The sequence below is a fragment of the Mycolicibacterium sp. MU0050 genome (assembly GCF_963378085.1).
GTDB lineage: Bacteria > Actinomycetota > Actinomycetes > Mycobacteriales > Mycobacteriaceae > Mycobacterium > Mycobacterium wendilense.
Genome location: NZ_OY726395.1, coordinates 3,489,776 through 3,508,632 on the forward strand (window position 1 = coordinate 3,489,776; position 18,857 = coordinate 3,508,632).

An 18,857-nucleotide genomic window follows, 5' to 3' on the forward strand; every position below is an offset into this window, starting at 1 on the left:
GCCAAGCGCACCGTCTGCCGTGCCGGTGAGTACCGTTGGGGTATGGCCGACCTGCCCTTCGGGTTCTCCCACGGAGACGATCCCGATCGCGATAAACAGAAGAAGGATTCCGGCGGCCCCACCGGAGGTCCGTCGGACCCGTTCGGTTTCGGCGCCGGGGACATGGGTGATCTCGGCCAGATCTTCACCCGGCTGGGCCAGATGTTCTCCGGCGCGGGCAGCGCGATGGCCGGTGGCGGCGGATCGGGTCCGGTCAACTACGACCTGGCGCGGCAGCTGGCGGCGAATTCGATCGGCTTCGTCGCCCCTGTCTCGTCGGGCACCGCCGGCGCGATCACCGATGCGGTCCGGCTGGCCGAGACCTGGCTCGACGGGTCCACGGCCCTGCCGGCCGGCACCACCAGCACCGCGGCCTGGACGCCGACCGAGTGGATCGACCACACGCTGCAGACCTGGAAACGCCTGTGTGACCCGGTGGCCCAACAGATTTCGACGGTGTGGACCTCGGCGCTGCCCGAGGAGGCCAAGGCGATGGCCGGCCCGCTGCTGTCGATGATCTCGCAGATGGGCGGCATGGCTTTCGGCTCGCAGCTGGGTCAGGCCCTGGGCAAGCTGTCCAAGGAGGTGCTGACCTCCACCGACATCGGTCTGCCGCTGGGTCCCAAGGGGGTCGCCGCGCTGCTGCCGCAGGCCGTCGAGGAGTTCTCGGCCGGGCTCGAACAGCCGCGCAGCGAGACGATGATGTTCCTGGCCGCCCGCGAGGCCGCCCACCACCGGTTGTTCAGCCACGTGCCGTGGCTGTCGTCGCAGCTGCTCAGCGCCGTCGAGTCCTACGCTCAGGGCATCGAAATCGACATGAGCGGGATCGAGGAGCTGGCGCAGGGCTTCAACCCCGCGTCGATGGCCGACCCGACCGCCATGGAGCAGCTGCTCAATCAGGGCATCTTCGAGCCGAAGGCGACCCCCGCCCAGACCGCGGCGCTGGAACGCCTCGAGACGCTGCTCGCCCTGATCGAAGGCTGGGTGCAGACGGTGGTGTCCGAGGCGCTCGGCGAACGGATCCCGGGCACCTCGGCGCTGAGCGAGACCCTGCGGCGGCGGCGCGCCAGCGGCGGCCCGGCCGAGCAGACCTTCGCAACACTGGTCGGCCTCGAGTTGCGGCCCCGCAAGCTGCGGGAGGCCGCGGCGTTGTGGCAACGCCTGACCGAGGCCGCCGGGATGGACGCCCGCGACGCCGTCTGGCAGCACCCGGACCTGCTGCCGTCGTCGGACGACCTGGACGACCCGGCGGCGTTCATCGACCGGGTGATCGGCGGCGACACCAGCGGCATCGACAGCGCGCTGGCCGACCTAGAGCGCCAACTCAAAGATCCCGGCGAGGACGACACCGACAAGTCCTGATCCGCGCACCTGTGCATCGCTGAGCCCGTCGGGCCGGGTGGGCGTGCCACAGTCGGCGGATGACACAGCTGTTCAGCCTCGATCCGGCGATGCCGGTGCTGCTGCGCCCCGACGGCGTGGTGCAGATCGGCTGGGATCCGCGCCGGGCGGTCCTGGTGCGCCCGCCCGGCGGACTGACCGCCGCGGCCCTGGCCGGTGTCCTGCAGACCATGCGTACCAGCACCGACCTCGACCGGCTGTACCGCGACGCCGCGCGCCACGGCCCGGTGGACGCCGCCGAATTCGCCGCCCTGGTGACCGCCCTGGTGACCGCGGGGGTGGCGCGCCCGGGAGCGAGCGCCCGTCCCAGCCGCAGCACGGCGATCAGGGTGCACGGGAAAGGGCCGCTCACCGACCGGCTGGTCGAAGGGCTCGGCGGTACCGGGGTGCGGGTCAGCCACAGCAGCCAGCCACACGCCGTGATGCGCAGCGAGCGCACCGATCTGGTGGTGCTGTCGGACTACCTGGTCGCCGACCCGCGCGTGGTGCGGGAGCTGCATTCGGGCGCGGTTCCGCACCTGCAGGTCCGGGTCCGCGACGGCACCGGTTTGGTGGGCCCGCTGGTGATCCCGGGCGTCACCAGCTGCCTGATGTGCGCGGATCTGCATCGCAGCGACCGCGACGCCGCCTGGCCGGTGCTGGCCGCCCAACTCCGCGACACCGTCGGGGTGGCCGACCACTGCACCGTCCTGGCCACCGCGGCGCTGGCGCTGGGCCAGGTCCGGGCGGTGCTCAGCGGCGTGCGCGCCGCCGGTTCCCGCGCTCCGGCGCCCGCGGCCCCGCAGACCCTGTCGACCACCCTGGAGTTCGATGTGGGGGCCGGTTCGATCGTCACGCGCCGCTGGCCGAGGCACCCGCGCTGCCCGTGTTGAAAACACGCGTTGCCATATCGGTGCAACCTGAGTCGGCGCGGTGGTGGATGATGGTCACGTGGCAGAAATCAAGCGTGGTGGTATGGCGCGCAATGCGAAGATCGCAGGACTTGCCGGCGGGATGGCCGGTCGCGCGGCTCTGGGCTTCGGCAAACGGCTGACCGGGAAGTCGAAAGACGAGGTCAATGCCGAATTGGTGGAGAAGGCCGCCCACCAGTTGTTCACCGTCCTCGGGGAACTCAAGGGCGGCGCCATGAAGGTGGGCCAGGCCCTGTCGGTGATGGAGGCCGCCGTCCCCGAGCAGTTCGGCAAGCCCTACCGCGAGGCGTTGACCAAACTGCAGAAGGACGCCCCGCCACTTCCGGCGGCCAAGGTGCACCGCGTGCTCGACGCGCAGCTGGGCACCAAGTGGCGCGAGCGCTTCCAATCCTTCGACGACAAGCCGATTGCCTCCGCCAGCATCGGGCAGGTCCACAAGGCGATCTGGTCCGACGGTCGCGAGGTCGCGGTCAAGATCCAGTACCCGGGCGCCGACGAGGCCCTGCGCGCCGATCTGAAGACCATGCAGCGGCTGGTGGGCGTGTTCAAGCAGCTGGCCCCCGGCGCCGACATCCAGGGCGTGGTCGACGAGCTGATCGAACGCACCGAGATGGAGCTGGACTACCGCCTCGAGGCCGATAATCAGCGTGCCTTCGCCAAGGCCTACGACGGCGACGACAAGTTCGTCGTCCCGCACGTGGTGGCCAGCGCGCCCAAGGTGGTGATCGCCGAATGGATCGAGGGCATCCCGCTGTCGCAGATCATCCGCGAGGGCACCCAGGAACAGCGTGACCTGATGGCCACCCGGCTCTTCGAATTCTGCGACGACGCCCCGCGGCGCCTCGAGATGGTGCACGGCGACGCCCATCCCGGCAACTTCATGCTGCTGCCCGACAACAAGATGGGCGTCATCGACTTCGGTGCGGTGGCCCCCATGCCCGGCGGGTGGCCGGTGGAACTCGGCCAGATGCTGCGCTACGCGGTCGACAAGGACTACGACAAGCTGCTGCCCACCATGGAGAAGGTCGGGTTCATCCAGAAGGGTGAGCAGGTCTCCACCCGCGACATCGACGACATGCTGCGCCAGTACGTCGAGCCGCTGGAGGTGCCCGTGTTCCACTACCGGCGCAAGTGGCTGCAGAAGATGACCAACGTCGAACTCGACCGCGCCGCCGGCCAGATCAGGACCGCCCGGCAGATGGACATCCCGGCCAAGCTGGCCATCCCGCTGCGGGTGATGGCCTCGGTGGTCGCGATCTCCTGTCAGCTCGACGCGCACGTGCCCACGCGGCGCATCGCCGACGAGATGGTGCCCGGCTTCTCCGACCCCGACGCGGTGTAGATCCCTCAGGCCGCCGTCACGGCGTTCTTGCGGGGCCGGCCGCGCGGCCGCTTGCGTGCCACGATCGCACCGCGCTCGACGATCTCGCCGCCCCACACCCCCCACGGCTCCGCACGTTCGAGGGCCGCGGTCAGACACTGCCGCTGGATCGGGCAGCCGACGCACAGCACCTTGGCGCGCTCGAGATCGGTGGGATTCTCCGCGAACCACAGGTCGGGATCTCCGACGTGGCACGGCAGCTCCGGCAGTTTTTGTTCTTCCGAACAATCGCGGACTGTCAGGGCTGACAAGGTCCTTCACCTGCTTCCTGGTCTCTTGGCTTGTTGAAGTTCCATGAGATCCGGGGCCAGGCTCAGGGGTTCTCTCCCCGAAAACACTGTGGCCACGGATCCGTGATGTCGGGTCCGTGGCCAAAAAGGCGAATTTCGCGAGTTTCTCTAGCGGAAACCCCGATTCACGGACGCGACGCCGGCGGCGGCGGCGGGACGACGCTTGCCCTGCGGCGCAATGGCGGCCCAACGATGGGCGGCCGGAGCTCGGAAGGCCCCGGCGATGCGCACGACGGCAACCTCGGCTACGCCGACGCCAGCTGCAATGCTGATCATCGTGGCGGCCTCCGTCCTGAACTCGTCGTGCTCACGTGCGTGAATGTGCGCTTGAAAGGTTAAACCCCGACCGCCCCATTCGACAAGCGATTTTCTGACCTGCGGGTTTATCCGCCGTGGACGAGTTCGAGCACATCGGAGCCGAACTGTTCGAGCTTGCGGGCGCCGATCCCGGAGATGGCCACCAGCGCGGCGTTGTCGGTGGGCCGGGTTTCGGCGATCGCGATCAGGGTGTTGTCGCTGAACACCACGAACGCCGGCACCTTGAGTTCCTGCGCGGTGCGCAGCCGCCATTCCTTGAGCCGGGTCAACAGATCGGTGTCGATGTCGGCGGCGCAGGTCTCACAGCGTCCGAGGATCAGAGCCGCCGGGGTGCTCAGCGCGGTGTTGCAGACCCGGCAGCGCTTGTTCGCCGACCGCGAGCGGCGTCCGCCGCCCGTCGGCGCCGGGTTACTGGTCTGCGGGGCGATGCCGTTGAGGAAGCGTGACGGCTTCCGTGACTGCCGGCCGCCCGGCGTGCGGGACAACGCCCAGCTGAGCGCCAAATGCGTTCTGGCACGGGTGACCCCGACATAGAGCAGCCGGCGCTCCTCCTCGACCGCCTCGCTGTCGCCGCCGTGGCTCAACGCGTGCGAGATCGGCAGGGTGCCATCGGTGAGCCCGACCAAGAACACCGCGTCCCATTCCAAGCCCTTGGCCGCGTGCAGCGAGGCCAGGGTCACCCCCTGGACCACGGGCGGGTGCCGGGAATCGGCGCGCACCCGCAACTCGGCGACCAACGCCGGCAGGTCCAGGCCGGGCCGCGTCGCGACCTCGTCGTCGACCAGTTGGGCCAACGCGTCGAGGGCCTCCCAGCGGTCGCGGGCCTTGGTGCCCGTCGGCGGGTCCGCGGTCAGGCCCAGCGGCTCCAGCAGCGCGCGCACCGCGGACGGCAGGTCGCGATCCTCGGTGTCGGCGCGCTCGGCGGCGCGCTGCAGCGCCACCAGCGCCTGCCGGATCTCCTGGCGGCTGAAGAACCCCTCGCCGCCGCGTACCTGGAAGGCGATGCCCGCTTCGGTCAGGGCCTCCTCGTAGGCCTCCGACTGGGCGTTGATCCGGTACAACACGGCGATCTCGGCCGGCGACGTGCCGGCCTCGATGAGGTCGGCGATCGCCTTGGCCACGGCGGTGGCCTCGGCGACCTCGTCGGGATACTCGGAGAACGTGGGCTCCGGACCGGGGGGACGCTGACCCACCAGGTGCAGCTTGCTGCCCGCGACCCGTCCGCGCGCCGCCGCGATCACCCGGTTGGCCAACGAAACCACCTGCGGGGTCGACCGGTAGTCGCGTTCCAACCGCACGACGGTGGCCTCCGGGAACCGCCGGGAGAAGTCCAGCAGGTACCGCGGCGAGGCGCCGGTGAACGAGTAGATGGTCTGGTTGGCGTCCCCGACGACGGTCAGGTCGTCGCGGTCACCGAGCCAGGCGGTCAACACGCGATGCTGCAGCGGGGTGACGTCCTGGAATTCGTCGACCACGAAGCAGCGGTAGCGATCCCGGAACTCCTCGGCCACCGCCACGTCGTTCTCGATGGCCGCGGCGGTGTGCAGCAGCAGGTCGTCGAAGTCCAGCAGCGTGACCTCGCCGCGCGCCTTGAGGCTCTCGTAGCCGGCGTAGACGGCGGCCACCTTTGCGGCGTCCATCGGGATGTCCCGGCCGTTCTCGGCCACGGCCGCCGGATACTGCTCGGGGGTGATCAGGGAGGCCTTGGCCCACTCGATCTCGCCGGCCAGGTCGCGCACGTCGTCGGTGCTCGCCTGCAGCCGGGCCCGGTTGGCGGCCTGGGCCACCACCGCGAACTTGCTGTCCAGCAGCTGCCAGCTGGTGTTGCCGACCACCCGCGGCCAGAAGTAGGACAGCTGGCGGCGGGCGGCGGCGTGAAAGGTCAACGCCTGCACCGACCCGACCCGCGGGGCGTCCGGATCCGCGGCCTCGATGCTGCGCAGTCGGGCCCGCATCTCCCCCGCGGCGCGGGACGTGAAGGTGACCGCCAGGATCTGCCCGGCCGCCACCTGCCCGGCGGTCACCAGGTGCGCGATGCGATGCGTGATGGTGCGGGTCTTCCCCGTCCCCGCGCCCGCGAGCACGCACACCGGACCGCGGGCGGCCAGCACTGCTTCGCGCTGTTCGTCGTCGAGCCCGTCGATCGGCATGCCGTTCATCTTGGCAGGCGCGGGTGACAAGATGGCCACATGACCTCTAGCGAAACGCCCTTGATCATGTACACGACGACGTGGTGCGGGTATTGCCGCCGGCTCCAGACGGCCCTGAAGGCCCAGAACATCCCCTTCACCGAGGTCGACATCGAGCAGGATTCGGCCGCCGCCGATTTCGTCGCGTCCGCCAACGGCGGCAACCAGACCGTGCCCACCCTGAAGTTCCCCGACGGCTCGACGCTGACCAACCCCAGCATCGGCGAGGTCAAGGCGAAGCTCGCCGGTTAGCGAGCGTGCGCAGACTACGGAAAAGCGTCGGCGTGTCGGCCGGGGACACGCCCGCTCGCGGGGGCTTGAGGCCGGCCCGTCGCGGGGGTTCGAGGCCGCTCAGTCCCGTTCGGCCCAGGATTCGATGATCTCCCGGGCGATCGAAATCGAGCCCGGCAGAAGCAGTTTCGCGTCCGAGGCCGCGGCGGAGGACCAGTCCCCCGCCGCCAGCGCCGCGCGGACCTCGTCGCGGGTGAACCAGGCCGCCTCGGTGATCTCGCCGTCGTTGAAGCTGAACGGCTGGTCGGGGTCGGCGACGGCGTGGAAGCCGACCATCAACGACCGCGGGAACGGCCAGGGCTGGCTGCCCAGATAGCGCACGTCGCGCACGGCCAGCCCGACCTCCTCGGCGATCTCGCGACTCACGCACGTCTCGAACGATTCGCCGGCCTCGACGAACCCGGCGAGCAGCGAGAACGCCCGCTCGGGCCAATCCCGCTGGCGGGCCAGCACCACCCGGTCGCCGCCGTCGTGCACCAGGCAGATGACCGCCGGGTCGATGCGCGGGAACTCCTCGTGGCCGGTCAGCGGGTTCACCCGCGCCCAGCCGCCCTTGGTCGGCCGGGTGGGGGCGCCGTCGTAGGCCGAAAACCTCGCGGCGTCATGCCAATTGAGCAGCGCGGTGGCCGAGGCCACCAGCTGCGCGCTGACGTCGTCGAACAGCACGCCGGTCCGGCGGAGGTCGAGGACCTTCGCGTCGACGCCGTCCTCGGGTGGGGCCAGCGGCGCGCGGATGGCCCAGACGTGGCGGCCGCTCTCGATCCGGCCCAGGAAGACGGCGTCGTCGGGCGGCGTGTCGCCCAGCGCCGCGGAGTCCCCCAGCACCACCTTCCCGTCCACGACCAGCACCTGACCGCGGCCGTCGACCCGCAGGATCGCGGCGTCGGACCAACCGGCGATCGCGGCGTCGACGTCGGTGCGCAGATGATCGGAGCGATCGGCCCCCACCCTGGACAACAGTGGGGTGTTACGCAGCTGGAAATCAGTCACGGTCCTCACCCCCGCTGCGGACGTAGAGCACCCGGTCTCCCTCCTCCAGCGCGTCGACCTCGGGATCGTCGACGCGTTTGAGCACGCCGTTGCGCACCACACCCAGCACGATGTCCACCAGGTGTTTGGGCGAGCCGCCGACCTCCCCGCGTTCCACGTCGCGTTCCACGATGACGAAGCCCTCGTCGGGGGTCAGCAGGTCCTCGATGAGTTCCACCACGCTGGGAGTGCTGGTGGCGATCCCCAACAGTCGGCCGGCGGTCTCCGAGGACACCACCACCGAGTCCGCCCCGGACTGCTTGAGCAGATGCTGGTTCTCGGACTCCCGGATCGCCGCGATGATCTTGGCGTTGGGCGCGAGTTCGCGCGCGGTCAGCGTGACCATGACCGCGGTCGGGTCGCTGTTGGTCGCCACGATGATGGACTTGGCGTGCTGCGCGCCGGCCAGGCGCAGCACGTCGGAGCGGTTGGCGTCGCCGCGGACGGTGACCAGCCCGGCGGCGCTGGCCCGGTCCAGCGAGGGCTGGTCGGTGTCGACGACGACGATCTCGGCCGGCGGGATGCCGTCGGCGATCATCGCGGTGACGGCGGTCTTGCCCTTGGTGCCGTACCCGATGACGACGTTGTGGTTGCGCACGGTGTTCCTCCAGCGCTGAATCTTCAAGGCCTGCCGCGAGGCAGCGGTCAGGGTCTCGACGGTGGTGCCGATGAGCACGATCAGGAAGGCGACCCGCAACGGCGTGATGATCAGGACGTTGATCAGCCGGGCCGACGGGGTGTAGGGGGTGATGTCGCCGTATCCGGTCGTCGACAGCGACACGGTGGCGTAGTACAGGCAGTCCAGGAACGACAACTGGTCGCCCTGCACGTCGCGATAGCCGTCGCGGTCGACGTAGACGATGAGCACCGCGGCGAACAGCGCCAGCGTCGCGTACAGCATCCGACGCAGGATCTTGCGGGCCGGGGAGACGAACCGCTCCGGGATGCGCAGGTGATCGACCAGCGCGGCGTCCGGCTTGGCGGTCAACGCCTCGTCGAGGCGGCGCAACCGCCTGCGCAGCCTGCTCTCAGCCACGATGCTCGGCTATCGGCCCGAACACGTCATGACTCTGCCGTCGCACGCCATCATGTAACCATGACCTCGACCGGTCCCGCGCCGGCATCCGCCACCACCGAGGCGCGCCGCGCCGGTCGGCGGTCCTGAGGCCGGCTCAGGCCGGCCCCATCTTCGCGGCGGCGGGCTCGGCGTCTGAGAGGGCGGCCAGTTCCTCGGCGGTCGGCAGTTCCGGGGGTACCGTCGTGGCTCCCGTGCGCACGTAGTGGAACGCGCCGCGCACCGCCGACTCGGGGCAGCCGTGCAACGCCGCCCACGCCATCCGGTAGACCGCCAGCTGGATGGCCGCCGCCCGGCCGGACTCGGCGTCGGCGGGTTCCGACCCGGTTTTCCAGTCCACCACGGTGAAACCGCCGTCGGCGTCGGCGAAGACCGCGTCGATGCGTCCCCGGACCACCCGGTCGCCGATCATCATCTCGAACGGGACCTCGATGTCGACCGGGGTGCGCGCGGCCCACGGCGACGCCATGAACGCCGCCTGCAGGTCCGCGAGCGCCTCGGCGTCGGCGCTGCTGTGGTCGCCGTCGACGGCGCCGGGCAGATCGTCGAGGTCGAACAGCCGGTCGGCGCCGTAGAACCGCTGCACCCAATCGTGAAAGGCGGTGCCCAGCAGGGCCTGCGGATCGGGCCGCACCGGCGCGCGGCGTGCCAGTCGTGCGGCGGCTCCGGCGGGGTCCTTGCCGAGCTCGACCAGGGCGCTGACCGACAGCTGCCCCGGCAGCGGGGTGGGCGCCGGTTCCGGGGTCGCCCGCCGTTCGGCCAACAGGGCGTCCACTTCCGCCGCCCAGGGGTCCGAGTCGTCGGACTGGGCAGGCTCGTCGGACGCGGCGGGCTCCGCGGGCAGATCCGCCATCGCCGCGGCGACCAGCGCCGCCCCGCGTTCGACGTCGGCGCGGGCGCCCGGGGCCGGCTCGGGCGGCCATACGGCCTCGATCACGGTGTCACGCAGGGGGTTCTGCTCCCCCGGCGGTGGTTCCGGGGCCCACTGCTCGACGGTCCCGCAGGGCCGACCGTCCTCGGCCGCCCCCTCGATGATGTCCCTGAGTTCGAGCAGGAAGTCCGACGGGCCACGCGGCTTGGTCTCGGTGGCGCCCCAGTGATGGCCCGACACCAGCAGCGTGTCCTCGGCCCGGGTGATCGCGACGTAGAGCAGCCGCCGCTCCTCGTCGACGCGCCGCTGCTCGAGCTGGGCTCGATGGGCGTTGATGGTGTCGGACAACTGCTTTCGGTCGGTCACGGTGGAGGTGTCCAGCAGCGGCACCCCGTGTGCGCCCAGGTCCGCGCGGTCCCCGCGCAACAGCGGCGGCAGATCGCCGGGGTCGGTCAACCAGGTCCGGGTGTTGGCGGTGGACGGGAACACCCGGGCCGACAGGTGCGGCACCGCGACGATCTGCCACTCCAGCCCCTTGGCCGCGTGCACGGTGAGCACCTGGATGCGACCGGGCGCGACCGCCAACTCCGCCGGTGCCAGCCCGTTCTCGATCTCCTCGGCCGCGGCCAGGTAGCCGAGCAGGCCGTGAACGTCGTTGCCGGCGCGCGGGGTTCGCGCCGCGTAGGCGTCGACCACGTCGGCGAACGCGTCGAGTTGTTCGGCGCCGGTCGTCGACTGCCCCGCCCCGGCGCGTGCGGCGGCCTCGGTGTCGACACCCAGCATCCGACGCACCTCGGCCACCAGGTCGGTCACCGGCCGGTCGAGGTGGCCGCGCAGCGTCGTCAACTCCTCGGCCAGCGCGGTGATCCGGGCGTAGCCGGCGGTCGAATAGGCCTGCGCCGGACCGGGATCGCAGATGGCGTCCGCCAGGCAGGCGGTGTCGGCGTCCGGGGCCAGCTGCGCGATGATCTGCTCGGCGTCCAGGCCGGGGCCGGCGCCCTCGTCGAGTTCGCGGGCCCGGCGCCACAGCGCGGTGATATCGCGCGCGCCCAACCGCATCCGGGGCCCGCCGAGGACACGCATGGCCGCCGCGCCCGCCAGCGGGTCGGCGACCAACCGCAGCATCGCCACCAGGTCGGCGACCTCGTCGATGGCCAGCAGCCCGGCCAGCCCCACCACCTCGACGGGCAGGCCACGCGCCCGCAACGCCTCGGCGATGGGTGCCGCGTCGGCGTTGCGCCGCACCAGCACCGCGGCCGTCGGGGCGGCCTCGGCGTCCTGGGCGTCCTGGGCGGCCTGGGCGGCCCGGAACCGTTCGGCGATCTGATCGGCGACCCATTCGCGCTCGACCGCCACGTCGGCGAGCAGCGCGCAGGTCACGGTGCCCGCCGGCGCCCCGGGGCGGGCCCGCAGTTCGCGGACCGCGACCGAGCGGCGACGCGCCTCGGCGGAGACCGCGTTGGCCACCTGCAGCGTGCTCGGCGGGTTGCGCCAGCTGGTCCGCAGTTCCAGCGTGGGCGCCGGGGTGCCGTCGGCGCGCGGGAAATCGGTGGTGAACAACGGCAGGTTGGTGGCCGAGGCGCCGCGCCAGCCGTAGATGGACTGGATCGGGTCGCCGACGGCGGTCAGGGCCAGGCCGTCGTCGACGCCGCCACCGAACAGCGCCGAGAGCGCGATGCGCTGCGCGTGTCCGGTGTCCTGGTATTCGTCGAGCAGCACCACCCGAAAGCGTTGCCGCAGTTGGGCGCCCACCGTCGGGCACTCGACGGCCAGCTGTGCGGCGGCCGCCATCTGCATGCCGAAGTCCATCGCCTTCTCCGCGCGCAGCCGCTGATGCAGCGCATCGATGAGCGGCACCACCTCGCTGCGTTCGGTCTGGGTGGCCAGCATCTTCAGCAGCCATTGATTGGGGCCCCGGTCGCGCTGGTTGGGTCCGGCCGGCAGGGTGTGTACCAGCCGTTCCAGTTCGAGGTGGGTGTCGCGGAGCTGTTCGGTGCTGACCAGGTGCTCGGCCAGCTGGTTGGACAGCCGCAACACCAGGCGGGTGACCTCCGCCGGCGTCCGCTGGGTCGTGAGCTCGTTCGGATAGCGGTTCACCACGTCGAAGGCCAGCTGCCACAACTCGGTTTCGCTGAGCAGCCGGGTGTCGGGTTCGACCGGCAGCAGCAGGCCGTGTTCCCGCAGCAGGGTCCCGGCGAAGGCATGGTAGGTGCTCACCGTGACCGTGCCGCTCGGGTCCGGTCCCGCCCCCGGCGCCGCGGGGCTCAGGCCGACCCCGGCCAGCCGGGCCAGCCGGGTGCGTACCCGGCGCAGCAGCTGGCCCGCGGCCTTGCGGGTGAAGGTCAGGCCGAGGACCTCGCCGGGGGTGGCAAAACCGTTGGCCACCAACCACACCACCCGCGCCGCCATCGTCTCGGTCTTGCCTGCGCCCGCGCCGGCCACCACGACCAGCGGACCCGGGGGCGCCGCGATCACCGCGGCCTGCTCGTCGGTGGGCGGATGCAGGCCCAGGGCGGCCGACAGATCGGCGGGGCTGTACCGCACTGCGGGCATCAGCGACTCTCCTCGTTGCGGCGGTGCGCGGGGCAGCTGGGCCGCACCGGGCAGTGCGCGCAGCCGCTGTTGATCCGGGCCCGGAACTGTGGTCCGGCGGTCTGCGCGGCGGCGGTGTGCACCTCCTCGCGCCAATCCTGGCGGGCCTGGGCGCTCAGCGGATCCTGTTCGCGCTGGGTCGCCCCCGACGCGCCGGCCTTGCCGAGATAGACCAGCTTGCCGCCGCCGGGCTCGGTGCCGTCGGGCACCAACCCCTCGGTGACGGCCAGCTGATAGGCGGCCAGCTGGGGATGCTGCTGCGCGTCGTCCTTGCTCACCGGGCTCTTGCCGGTCTTGATGTCGACGATCACCAGGCGGTCCTCGGCGTCGCGTTCGAGGCGGTCGACGCGGCCCCGGACCCGGACGTCGGGCAGCGCCGGATCGGGTGCGGGCAGTACGCCGTCCACCTCGACCTCGGTGCCCACCTCGGTGAGTTCGGCCCGGGAGTCCTCCCGCCACCGCGCGAAGGTCTCGATCATCGCCCGGTGCCGGTCGAGCTCGTTGCGGGCATACCACTGCGATTCGAACGGCAAACGATCCCAGATCCGCTCGAGGCGGGCCAGCATCGCGGCCTCGTCGACACCCGGCTCGGCGATCAGCGCATGGACGACCGAGCCCAGCGCCGACCGCAGCTCGCGGGCGTCGGCCCCGCCGTGGCGTTCCATCAGCCAGCGCAGCGGGCAGTCCTGCACCTGCTGCAGGGTCGACGGGGACATCGCGACCGGCGTCCGCTCGGCGCCGGCCTCGATGCGCCACAGCGGTTCGGCGGTGCTGACCGGCGTCAGTTGCTGCCAACCGGCCGGATCCGCCCCCGGCACGCCGGCGCGCGCCAGCCGGGCCAATTGCGTTGCGGCGCAGTCTCGCTGCTCGTCGGTCACGCTGCCGTCGGCGGCGCAGACCACCGCCCGCAGGCGCCCCACCACCGACGGCACCGACAGCACCGGCGGGGCGGTCACCGCCGGTACCGCGCGGTCGGCGACGTCGTCGGCCGTGGCGAACCGGGCGATGTCGAAGAAGAACGGGGACGGCACCCGCAACCCGTCGTCGGTGTCGGCGGCAGCGCCGTCGACGGCGGTGACGGCCAGGCGGCGCCGCGCGCGGCCGACCGCGGTGATCAACAACCGGCGCTCGTCGGCGATCAGGGGCGCGCGGTCCGACGCGTCGTCGCCGATTCCGGCGAGCACGTCGAGCAGCCGTTGGGTGCCCAACACCCCGCCGCGCGGAACGGTGTTGGGCCACAGTCCTTCCTGCAGCCCGGCGACGACGACGGTGTCCCAGTCCCGATCCAGCGCCTGATGCGGGCTCAGGATCGCCACGGCCTCCGCGGCCACCGCGGGTTCGGTGGCCGGGGTCGGCAGCTGCAGCCCCCAGACGTGCTCGGCCAGCCCGGCCACCGTCGCCCCGGCGGTGCGCGTCACGTACTGATCGGCGACGTCGAACAGTGCGGTGACCGCGTCCAGGTCGGCGTCGGCGCGGCGGGCGCTGTCGCCGCCGCGGTCGATCGCCGCGTCCAGTCGGCGCTGCAGCCCCGTGCGCGACCAGGCCTGCCACAGCACCGACCGCGGATCGGCGTCCGCGCGATGGCCGCCGGCCGCGGCGTCCAGGACGGCCTTGATCCGGCGCAGCGGCCGCGCGTGTGCCGGGACCAACGCCTCCGGGATGCCGTGGCGCAGCGCCGCGACGAGCAGTTCGCCGAAGTCGGCCGTGCCGGTCGACTGCCGCCGCAGCGCCCGGCGCAACTGCCGCAGCGACACCGGGTCCACCCGGCCGATGGGGCCGGTCAACAGCGCGTGGGCCCGTTCGGCGGTCAGCCCGGCCACCGTGGCCTCGAGCACCGTCAGCAGCGCGCGCACCATCGCGTTGTGCGCCAGCGGTGGATGCGCGGCCGGGGCGGCCACCGGAACCCCCGCGGTGCGCAGGATGCGCGGCAGCGCGGCACCGATGCCCGACACGGACCGCACCAGCACGGCCATCTGCGACCAGGGCACGCCCTCGATCAGGTGGGCGCGGCGCAGAGTGTCGGCGATCAGCGTGGCCTCGGCGTGTTCGGAGGCGACCAGCGTGGCGGTCACGATCCCGGATTCGGTGCGAGCGCCGCGGACCTGACGCGCCGGGCCGACGCCGGGCAGCGCCGCGGCCAGACCGGTCAGCACCGCGGCGACGGACTCGCTGCAGCGGTGCGAGTCCCGCAGCGTCACCGCCGGCCAGTCCTCGGCGAGCAACAACCCAGGGTCCGCGCCGCGGAACCCGAACGCGGCCTGGTTCGGGTCTCCGGTGATGACGGCCAGATCCGTTCCCGCAACCAGCATCCGGACCAGCCGCGCGGTCTGCGGGTCGAGGTGCTGGGCGTCGTCGACCAACAGCACCCGGATCCGCGCGCGTTCGGCGGCCAGCAGTTCCGGGTCCGAGCCGAAGGCCTCGAGCGCCGCACCGACGAGTTCGGCCGCGCCCAGGGCCGGCACGCTGGCCTGCGGCGCCGCCGTCCCGACGGCGGAGCGCAGCAGCATCACCTGTTCGTACTGCTGCGCGAACCGGCCCGCCGCGGTCCACTCGGGCCGCCGCGCGGAGCGGCCGAGCCGCTGCAACCGCAGCGGGTCGATGCCGCGCTCGGTGCACCGGGCCAGCAGATCGCGAAGTTCGGTGGCGAACCCGGCGGTGCCGAGCGCGGCATGCAACTCGGGCGGCCAGTACGCGGCGCCGTCCTCGAGGTCACCGGCGAGCAGTTCGCGGATCACGCCGTCCTGCTCGGCACTGGTGATCAGCCGCGGCGGCGGGTCACCGACCCGCTGGGCGGCCGCCCGCAGCACCCCGAATGCGTAGGCGTGCACCGAACGCACCAGCGGCTGGCGCACCGCAGCCCGGCCGGGCCCCAACCGCCCGGCGGTCAGCAACGCGGTGGTCAACGCGCTGCGGGTGCGCCGGCTGATCCGCCCCGAACCGGTGAGGAACAGAACCGATTCCGGATCCGTGCCGGCGGCGATCCGGGCGGTGGCCACGTCCACCAGCAGGCTCGACGTCCCGGTGCCGGCCCCGCCCAGCACGCGGACGGTGCCCCGCCGGGCCGGGTCGAGAAGTTCGGCGGCGGCGGGGTCCCAGCACCGCGCGCCCGGCAGCGCGGACGTCGCGGCGGCGGTGTGCGGTGTGGCCATGTCCGGAATGACATCACGGGGGTACGACAATCGCCGGTAGCTGCCGGCCTGGCACCATCGGGGGCGTGCCCTCACCTCTTCATGTGCACCGCTACGGCCCGGACGGACCGCCGCGGGTGCTCGCCCTCCACGGCCTCACCGGTCACGGTCGACGCTGGCAGCACCTGGCCGCCGACCACCTGCCGGGGGTCACGGTCGCCGCACCGGACCTGATCGGGCACGGCCGCTCGAGTTGGGCGGCCCCCTGGACGATCGACGCGAACGTGGCTGCGCTGGCCGCCCTGCTCGACCGGGAGGCGGCCGACCCCGTTGTGCTGGTGGCGCATTCGTTCGGGGCCGCCATCGCGTTGGCGCTGGCCGCGGCCCGGCCCGAGCTGGTCTCGGCGCTGATCCTGCTGGATCCCGCGGTCGGACTCGACGGCGACTGGATGCGCGAGATCGCCGAGGCGATGTTCGCCGATCCCGACTACACCGACCGCGCCGAGGCTCGCAACGAGAAGAGCGGCGGCTCCTGGGGCGATGTCGACGATGCGCAACTCGACGCCGAGGTCGACGAGCACCTGATCACCCTGCCCAGCGGCCGGGTCGGCTGGCGGATCTGCATCCCGGCGATGCTGTCGTACTGGAGCGAGTTGGCCCGTGACGTCGTCCTGCCGACGTCGCCGGTGCCCATCACCGTGGTGCGGGCCCGCCACACCCACCCGCCCTATGTCGACGACGAGTTCATCGACAGGTTGCGGGGCGCCGGCGGCGCCGCGGTGAACCTGACCGAATTCGACTGCAACCACATGGTTCCGCATGCCAAGCCGGCCGAGACCGCCGAGCTGATCCGGGTCGCGCTGGGGACCTGAGCCATGGCGGCGGTCACCGACGAGCAGGTGGAGCGGGTTCGGGCCCTGGTGGCTTCGATCCCGGCGGGCCGGGTCGCCACCTACGGTGACATCGCCGCGGCCGCAGGGCTTTCCAGCCCGCGCATCACCGGGTGGATCATGCGCACCGACTCCGCGGATCTGCCCTGGCATCGCGTGATCGCGGCATCGGGTCGCCCGGCCGCACATCTGCGCACCCGCCAATTGGAGCTCTTGCGGGCCGAGGGCGTGCTCGCCGCAGACGGGCGGGTACGGTTGCACGGCAGCGACTCCGTGCGGCACACCTTCTAGAGTTCGAGGCGCACCAGGGCCGCGGTGCGGGCCAGCCCGGGGAAGGCCGCGGCCGTCGAGCGGGGATGCAGCGCATGAACCGCGAGTCGGAACATCAACGCGCGCAACAACATCTGCGGCCACTCCGGCAGCGCACTCCAGCGTTCGATCAAGCCGTCGTCGGCGTCGCCCCATGCCAGCGCGTCGACCACGACGACCCCGGCGGCCCACGACGGCGGGCGCCAGTACGGGGTGATGTCGGTGATTCCCGGCGCGGCGGTACCCGCGAAAAGCACTGTGCCGTAGAGGTCGCCGTGCACCAGCTGGTTCGGGCTCTTGGTGGGCCTGCGCAACTCGGCAAGCTGGTTGATCAGGTCGACCGAGCGTTGACCGTCGGCCGAACCGGGTGCCACCCGGGCCTCCGAGGGCAGCGCGTGCAGCGGCCGTTCCTCCCAGGCCGCGCGGTCGGCGGCGATGAACACGTCGACTTCGGACCAGGGCGCCACCGGCCCCTGGGTGAGGAAGCGCGGGCGCTCCAGCTTGGCGGTGGCCTCGTGCAACCGCACCGCCGCCGAGACCACCTCGTCGTGGCGGGGCTCCGGGGTGCCCGCGACAAAGGTGTCGGCGCGCCAGCCGGAGACCACGTAGCGGCCGTCGGTGGAGCGCACCGGCCGGGCCAGGCGCACCCCGTCGACGAACAACGTCTCCCGGACCTTGGCCGACCAGGCCGCGCGGGCGTGGTCGGCAACCATCGACAGCACCACCTCGCCGCTGCGCCAGCCGCCCTCCCAGCCGGGCCCCAGCGGGTCGGGGTCCACACCGCTCAGACCGAAGGCCGTCAACACATGCTGGGGCGGTCGGTCGGCAGTCACATCGTCACCCTATCGCCGGTTGCCCCCGACAGCGGCGCGCTGACCAGCTGTGTCGGGAAACTTTGCTCGGCTCAGTACATCACCATGTCGGGTTCGTACTGGCGGGCCCACGCCGCGATGCCGCCCTGCAGGTGCACGGCATCGGAGAAGCCGGCCTTCTTGACCGTCGCCAACGCCTCGGCCGAGCGCACGCCCGTCTTGCAGTACAGCACCGCCATCCGGTCCTGCGGCAGTTTCGCGAGCCCGGCACCGGAATCCAGCGTGGACTTCGGGATCAGCTCGGCGCCGGCGATATGGTTGATGTCCCACTCCACCGGCTCCCGCACGTCGACGAGCAGGATGTTCTTGCCGGCGTCGAGCAGCTCACGCAGCTGTTGCGGGGTGATCGCCGAGTCGGCGGCGGCATCGGCGGCGTCGGCCGACGCCAGCCCGCAGAACGACTCGTAATCGATCAGCCCGGTGATCTTCGGCGTCGCCGGGTCCTTGCGGATCCGGATGGTGCGGTAGCTCATCTGCAGGGCGTCGTAGATCATCACCCGCCCCAGCAGCGACTCGCCCACCCCGGTGATCAGCTTGATGGCCTCGGTTCCCATCACCGAGCCCACCGAGGCGCACAGGATGCCCAGCACGCCGCCCTCGGCGCAGGACGGCACCATGCCCGGCGGGGGCGGCTCGGGGTACAGGTCGCGGTAGTTCACCGCCTGCGGCTCGCCGTCCGGACCCGGCGGCGCGTCCTCCCAGAACACCGAGATCTGGCCCTCGAAGCGGTAGATCGAACCCCACACGTAGGGCTTGCCGGCCAGCGCGGCCGCGTCGTTGACCAGGTAGCGGGTCGCGAAGTTGTCGGTGCCGTCGAGGATCAGGTCGTACTGCGCGAACAACTCGACGGCGTTGTCGGCGCTCAGCCGGATCTCGTGCAGGTTCACCCGCACCAGCGGGTTGATCGCCAAGATGGAGTCGCGCGCGCTCTGCGCCTTCGACCGTCCGATGTCGGCGACGCCGTGGATGACCTGGCGCTGCAGATTGGACTCCTCGATGACGTCGAAGTCGACAATGCCGATGGTGCCCACGCCCGCGGCGGCCAGATACAGCAGCGTGGGCGAACCGAGCCCGCCGGCGCCCATGACCAGCACCCGGGCGTTCTTGAGCCGCTTCTGGCCGTCGACCCCGAAGTTGGGGATGATCAGATGCCGGCTGTACCGCGCGACCTCGTCGCGGGTCAGCTCGGCGGCGGGCTCCACCAGCGGCGGCAGCGTGGACACGGGCGGACTCCTCTTGCGAACGGGCTCACCCGCAATTGTGTCAAACCT

At 71.9% G+C, this 18,857-nt stretch carries 15 protein-coding genes; 6 read left to right on the forward strand and 9 right to left on the reverse strand.

Annotation, left to right across the window (positions count from 1 at the left end; all coding sequences use genetic code 11):
- Positions 1 to 42 precede the first annotated feature (42 nt).
- Genes R2K23_RS16595 through R2K23_RS16605 form a run of 3 tightly spaced genes read left to right on the forward strand, consistent with a single transcriptional unit; the run spans position 43 to position 3,693 of the window.
- Positions 43 to 1,401 carry a zinc-dependent metalloprotease gene (locus tag R2K23_RS16595; protein ID WP_316510663.1) on the forward strand — a complete coding sequence of 453 codons (1,359 nt, stop codon included), beginning with the start codon at positions 43 to 45 and terminating at the stop codon, positions 1,399 to 1,401.
- A 59-nt stretch (positions 1,402 to 1,460) separates the two neighbouring features.
- Entirely contained in the window at positions 1,461 to 2,312 is an 852-nt protein-coding gene (locus tag R2K23_RS16600; RefSeq protein ID WP_316510664.1) for a cyclodehydratase, read from the forward strand.
- A 43-nt stretch (positions 2,313 to 2,355) separates the two neighbouring features.
- On the forward strand, positions 2,356 to 3,693 hold the full coding sequence (locus tag R2K23_RS16605) for a macrolide-binding ATPase MABP-1 (protein ID WP_316510665.1): 1,338 nt from the start codon (positions 2,356 to 2,358) through the stop codon (positions 3,691 to 3,693).
- 5 nt (positions 3,694 to 3,698) lie between these two features.
- Here the strand turns inward: R2K23_RS16605 and R2K23_RS16610 are convergent, their stop codons facing one another.
- From R2K23_RS16610 to R2K23_RS16620, 3 genes are all read right to left on the reverse strand, one after another.
- A complete protein-coding gene (locus R2K23_RS16610; RefSeq protein ID WP_316510666.1) occupies positions 3,699 to 3,983 on the reverse strand; it encodes a WhiB family transcriptional regulator in 285 nt (94 codons plus the stop codon).
- Between the two features lie 147 nt (positions 3,984 to 4,130).
- The gene (locus tag R2K23_RS16615) at positions 4,131 to 4,298 is read right to left on the reverse strand and encodes a hypothetical protein (RefSeq protein WP_316510667.1); all 168 of its coding nucleotides are present in this window, start codon (positions 4,296 to 4,298) and stop codon (positions 4,131 to 4,133) included.
- 107 nt (positions 4,299 to 4,405) lie between these two features.
- Positions 4,406 to 6,499: an ATP-dependent DNA helicase UvrD2 gene (locus R2K23_RS16620; protein WP_316510668.1), complete on the reverse strand. Its 2,094-nt coding sequence runs from the start codon at positions 6,497 to 6,499 to the stop codon at positions 4,406 to 4,408.
- Between the two features lie 30 nt (positions 6,500 to 6,529).
- On the opposite strand from R2K23_RS16620, the gene R2K23_RS16625 reads away from it, so the two are divergent.
- Positions 6,530 to 6,781, forward strand: coding sequence for a mycoredoxin (locus R2K23_RS16625; protein WP_316510669.1), 252 nt, complete (start codon positions 6,530 to 6,532; stop codon positions 6,779 to 6,781).
- A gap of 99 nt (positions 6,782 to 6,880) precedes the next feature.
- Here R2K23_RS16625 and nudC read toward each other — a convergent pair whose 3' ends face one another.
- The 4 genes from nudC to R2K23_RS16645 all read right to left on the reverse strand — a co-directional run bounded on the left by nudC (position 6,881) and on the right by R2K23_RS16645 (position 15,536).
- Positions 6,881 to 7,810: an NAD(+) diphosphatase gene (nudC, locus tag R2K23_RS16630; RefSeq protein WP_316510670.1), complete on the reverse strand. Its 930-nt coding sequence runs from the start codon at positions 7,808 to 7,810 to the stop codon at positions 6,881 to 6,883.
- A complete protein-coding gene (locus R2K23_RS16635) occupies positions 7,803 to 8,885 on the reverse strand; it encodes a potassium channel family protein (RefSeq protein ID WP_316510671.1) in 1,083 nt (360 codons plus the stop codon). Before R2K23_RS16635 ends, nudC begins: the two co-directional genes overlap by 8 nt.
- Before the next feature lie 136 nt (positions 8,886 to 9,021).
- Entirely contained in the window at positions 9,022 to 12,411 is a 3,390-nt protein-coding gene (locus R2K23_RS16640) for an ATP-dependent helicase (RefSeq protein ID WP_396893619.1), read from the reverse strand.
- Positions 12,348 to 15,536: an ATP-dependent DNA helicase gene (locus R2K23_RS16645; protein ID WP_316510673.1), complete on the reverse strand. Its 3,189-nt coding sequence runs from the start codon at positions 15,534 to 15,536 to the stop codon at positions 12,348 to 12,350. The genes R2K23_RS16640 and R2K23_RS16645 overlap by 64 nt, the downstream gene beginning before the upstream one ends.
- Before the next feature lie 65 nt (positions 15,537 to 15,601).
- On the opposite strand from R2K23_RS16645, the gene R2K23_RS16650 reads away from it, so the two are divergent.
- Together R2K23_RS16650 and R2K23_RS16655 are read left to right on the forward strand one after the other, a co-directional pair.
- Positions 15,602 to 16,387, forward strand: coding sequence for an alpha/beta fold hydrolase (locus R2K23_RS16650; protein ID WP_316510674.1), 786 nt, complete (start codon positions 15,602 to 15,604; stop codon positions 16,385 to 16,387).
- A gap of 3 nt (positions 16,388 to 16,390) precedes the next feature.
- The gene (locus R2K23_RS16655; protein ID WP_316510675.1) at positions 16,391 to 16,696 is read left to right on the forward strand and encodes an MGMT family protein; all 306 of its coding nucleotides are present in this window, start codon (positions 16,391 to 16,393) and stop codon (positions 16,694 to 16,696) included.
- Here R2K23_RS16655 and R2K23_RS16660 read toward each other — a convergent pair.
- Positions 16,693 to 17,547, reverse strand: coding sequence for a TIGR02569 family protein (locus R2K23_RS16660; RefSeq protein WP_316510676.1), 855 nt, complete (start codon positions 17,545 to 17,547; stop codon positions 16,693 to 16,695). The two genes, R2K23_RS16655 and R2K23_RS16660, sit on opposite strands and share 4 nt — an antisense overlap.
- Positions 17,548 to 17,618: 71 nt before the next feature.
- Positions 17,619 to 18,809 (reverse strand): adenylyltransferase/sulfurtransferase MoeZ, encoded by a 1,191-nt coding sequence (gene moeZ / locus R2K23_RS16665; protein ID WP_316510677.1) that lies wholly within the window; start codon positions 18,807 to 18,809, stop codon positions 17,619 to 17,621.
- Positions 18,810 to 18,857: the final 48 nt, after the last annotated feature.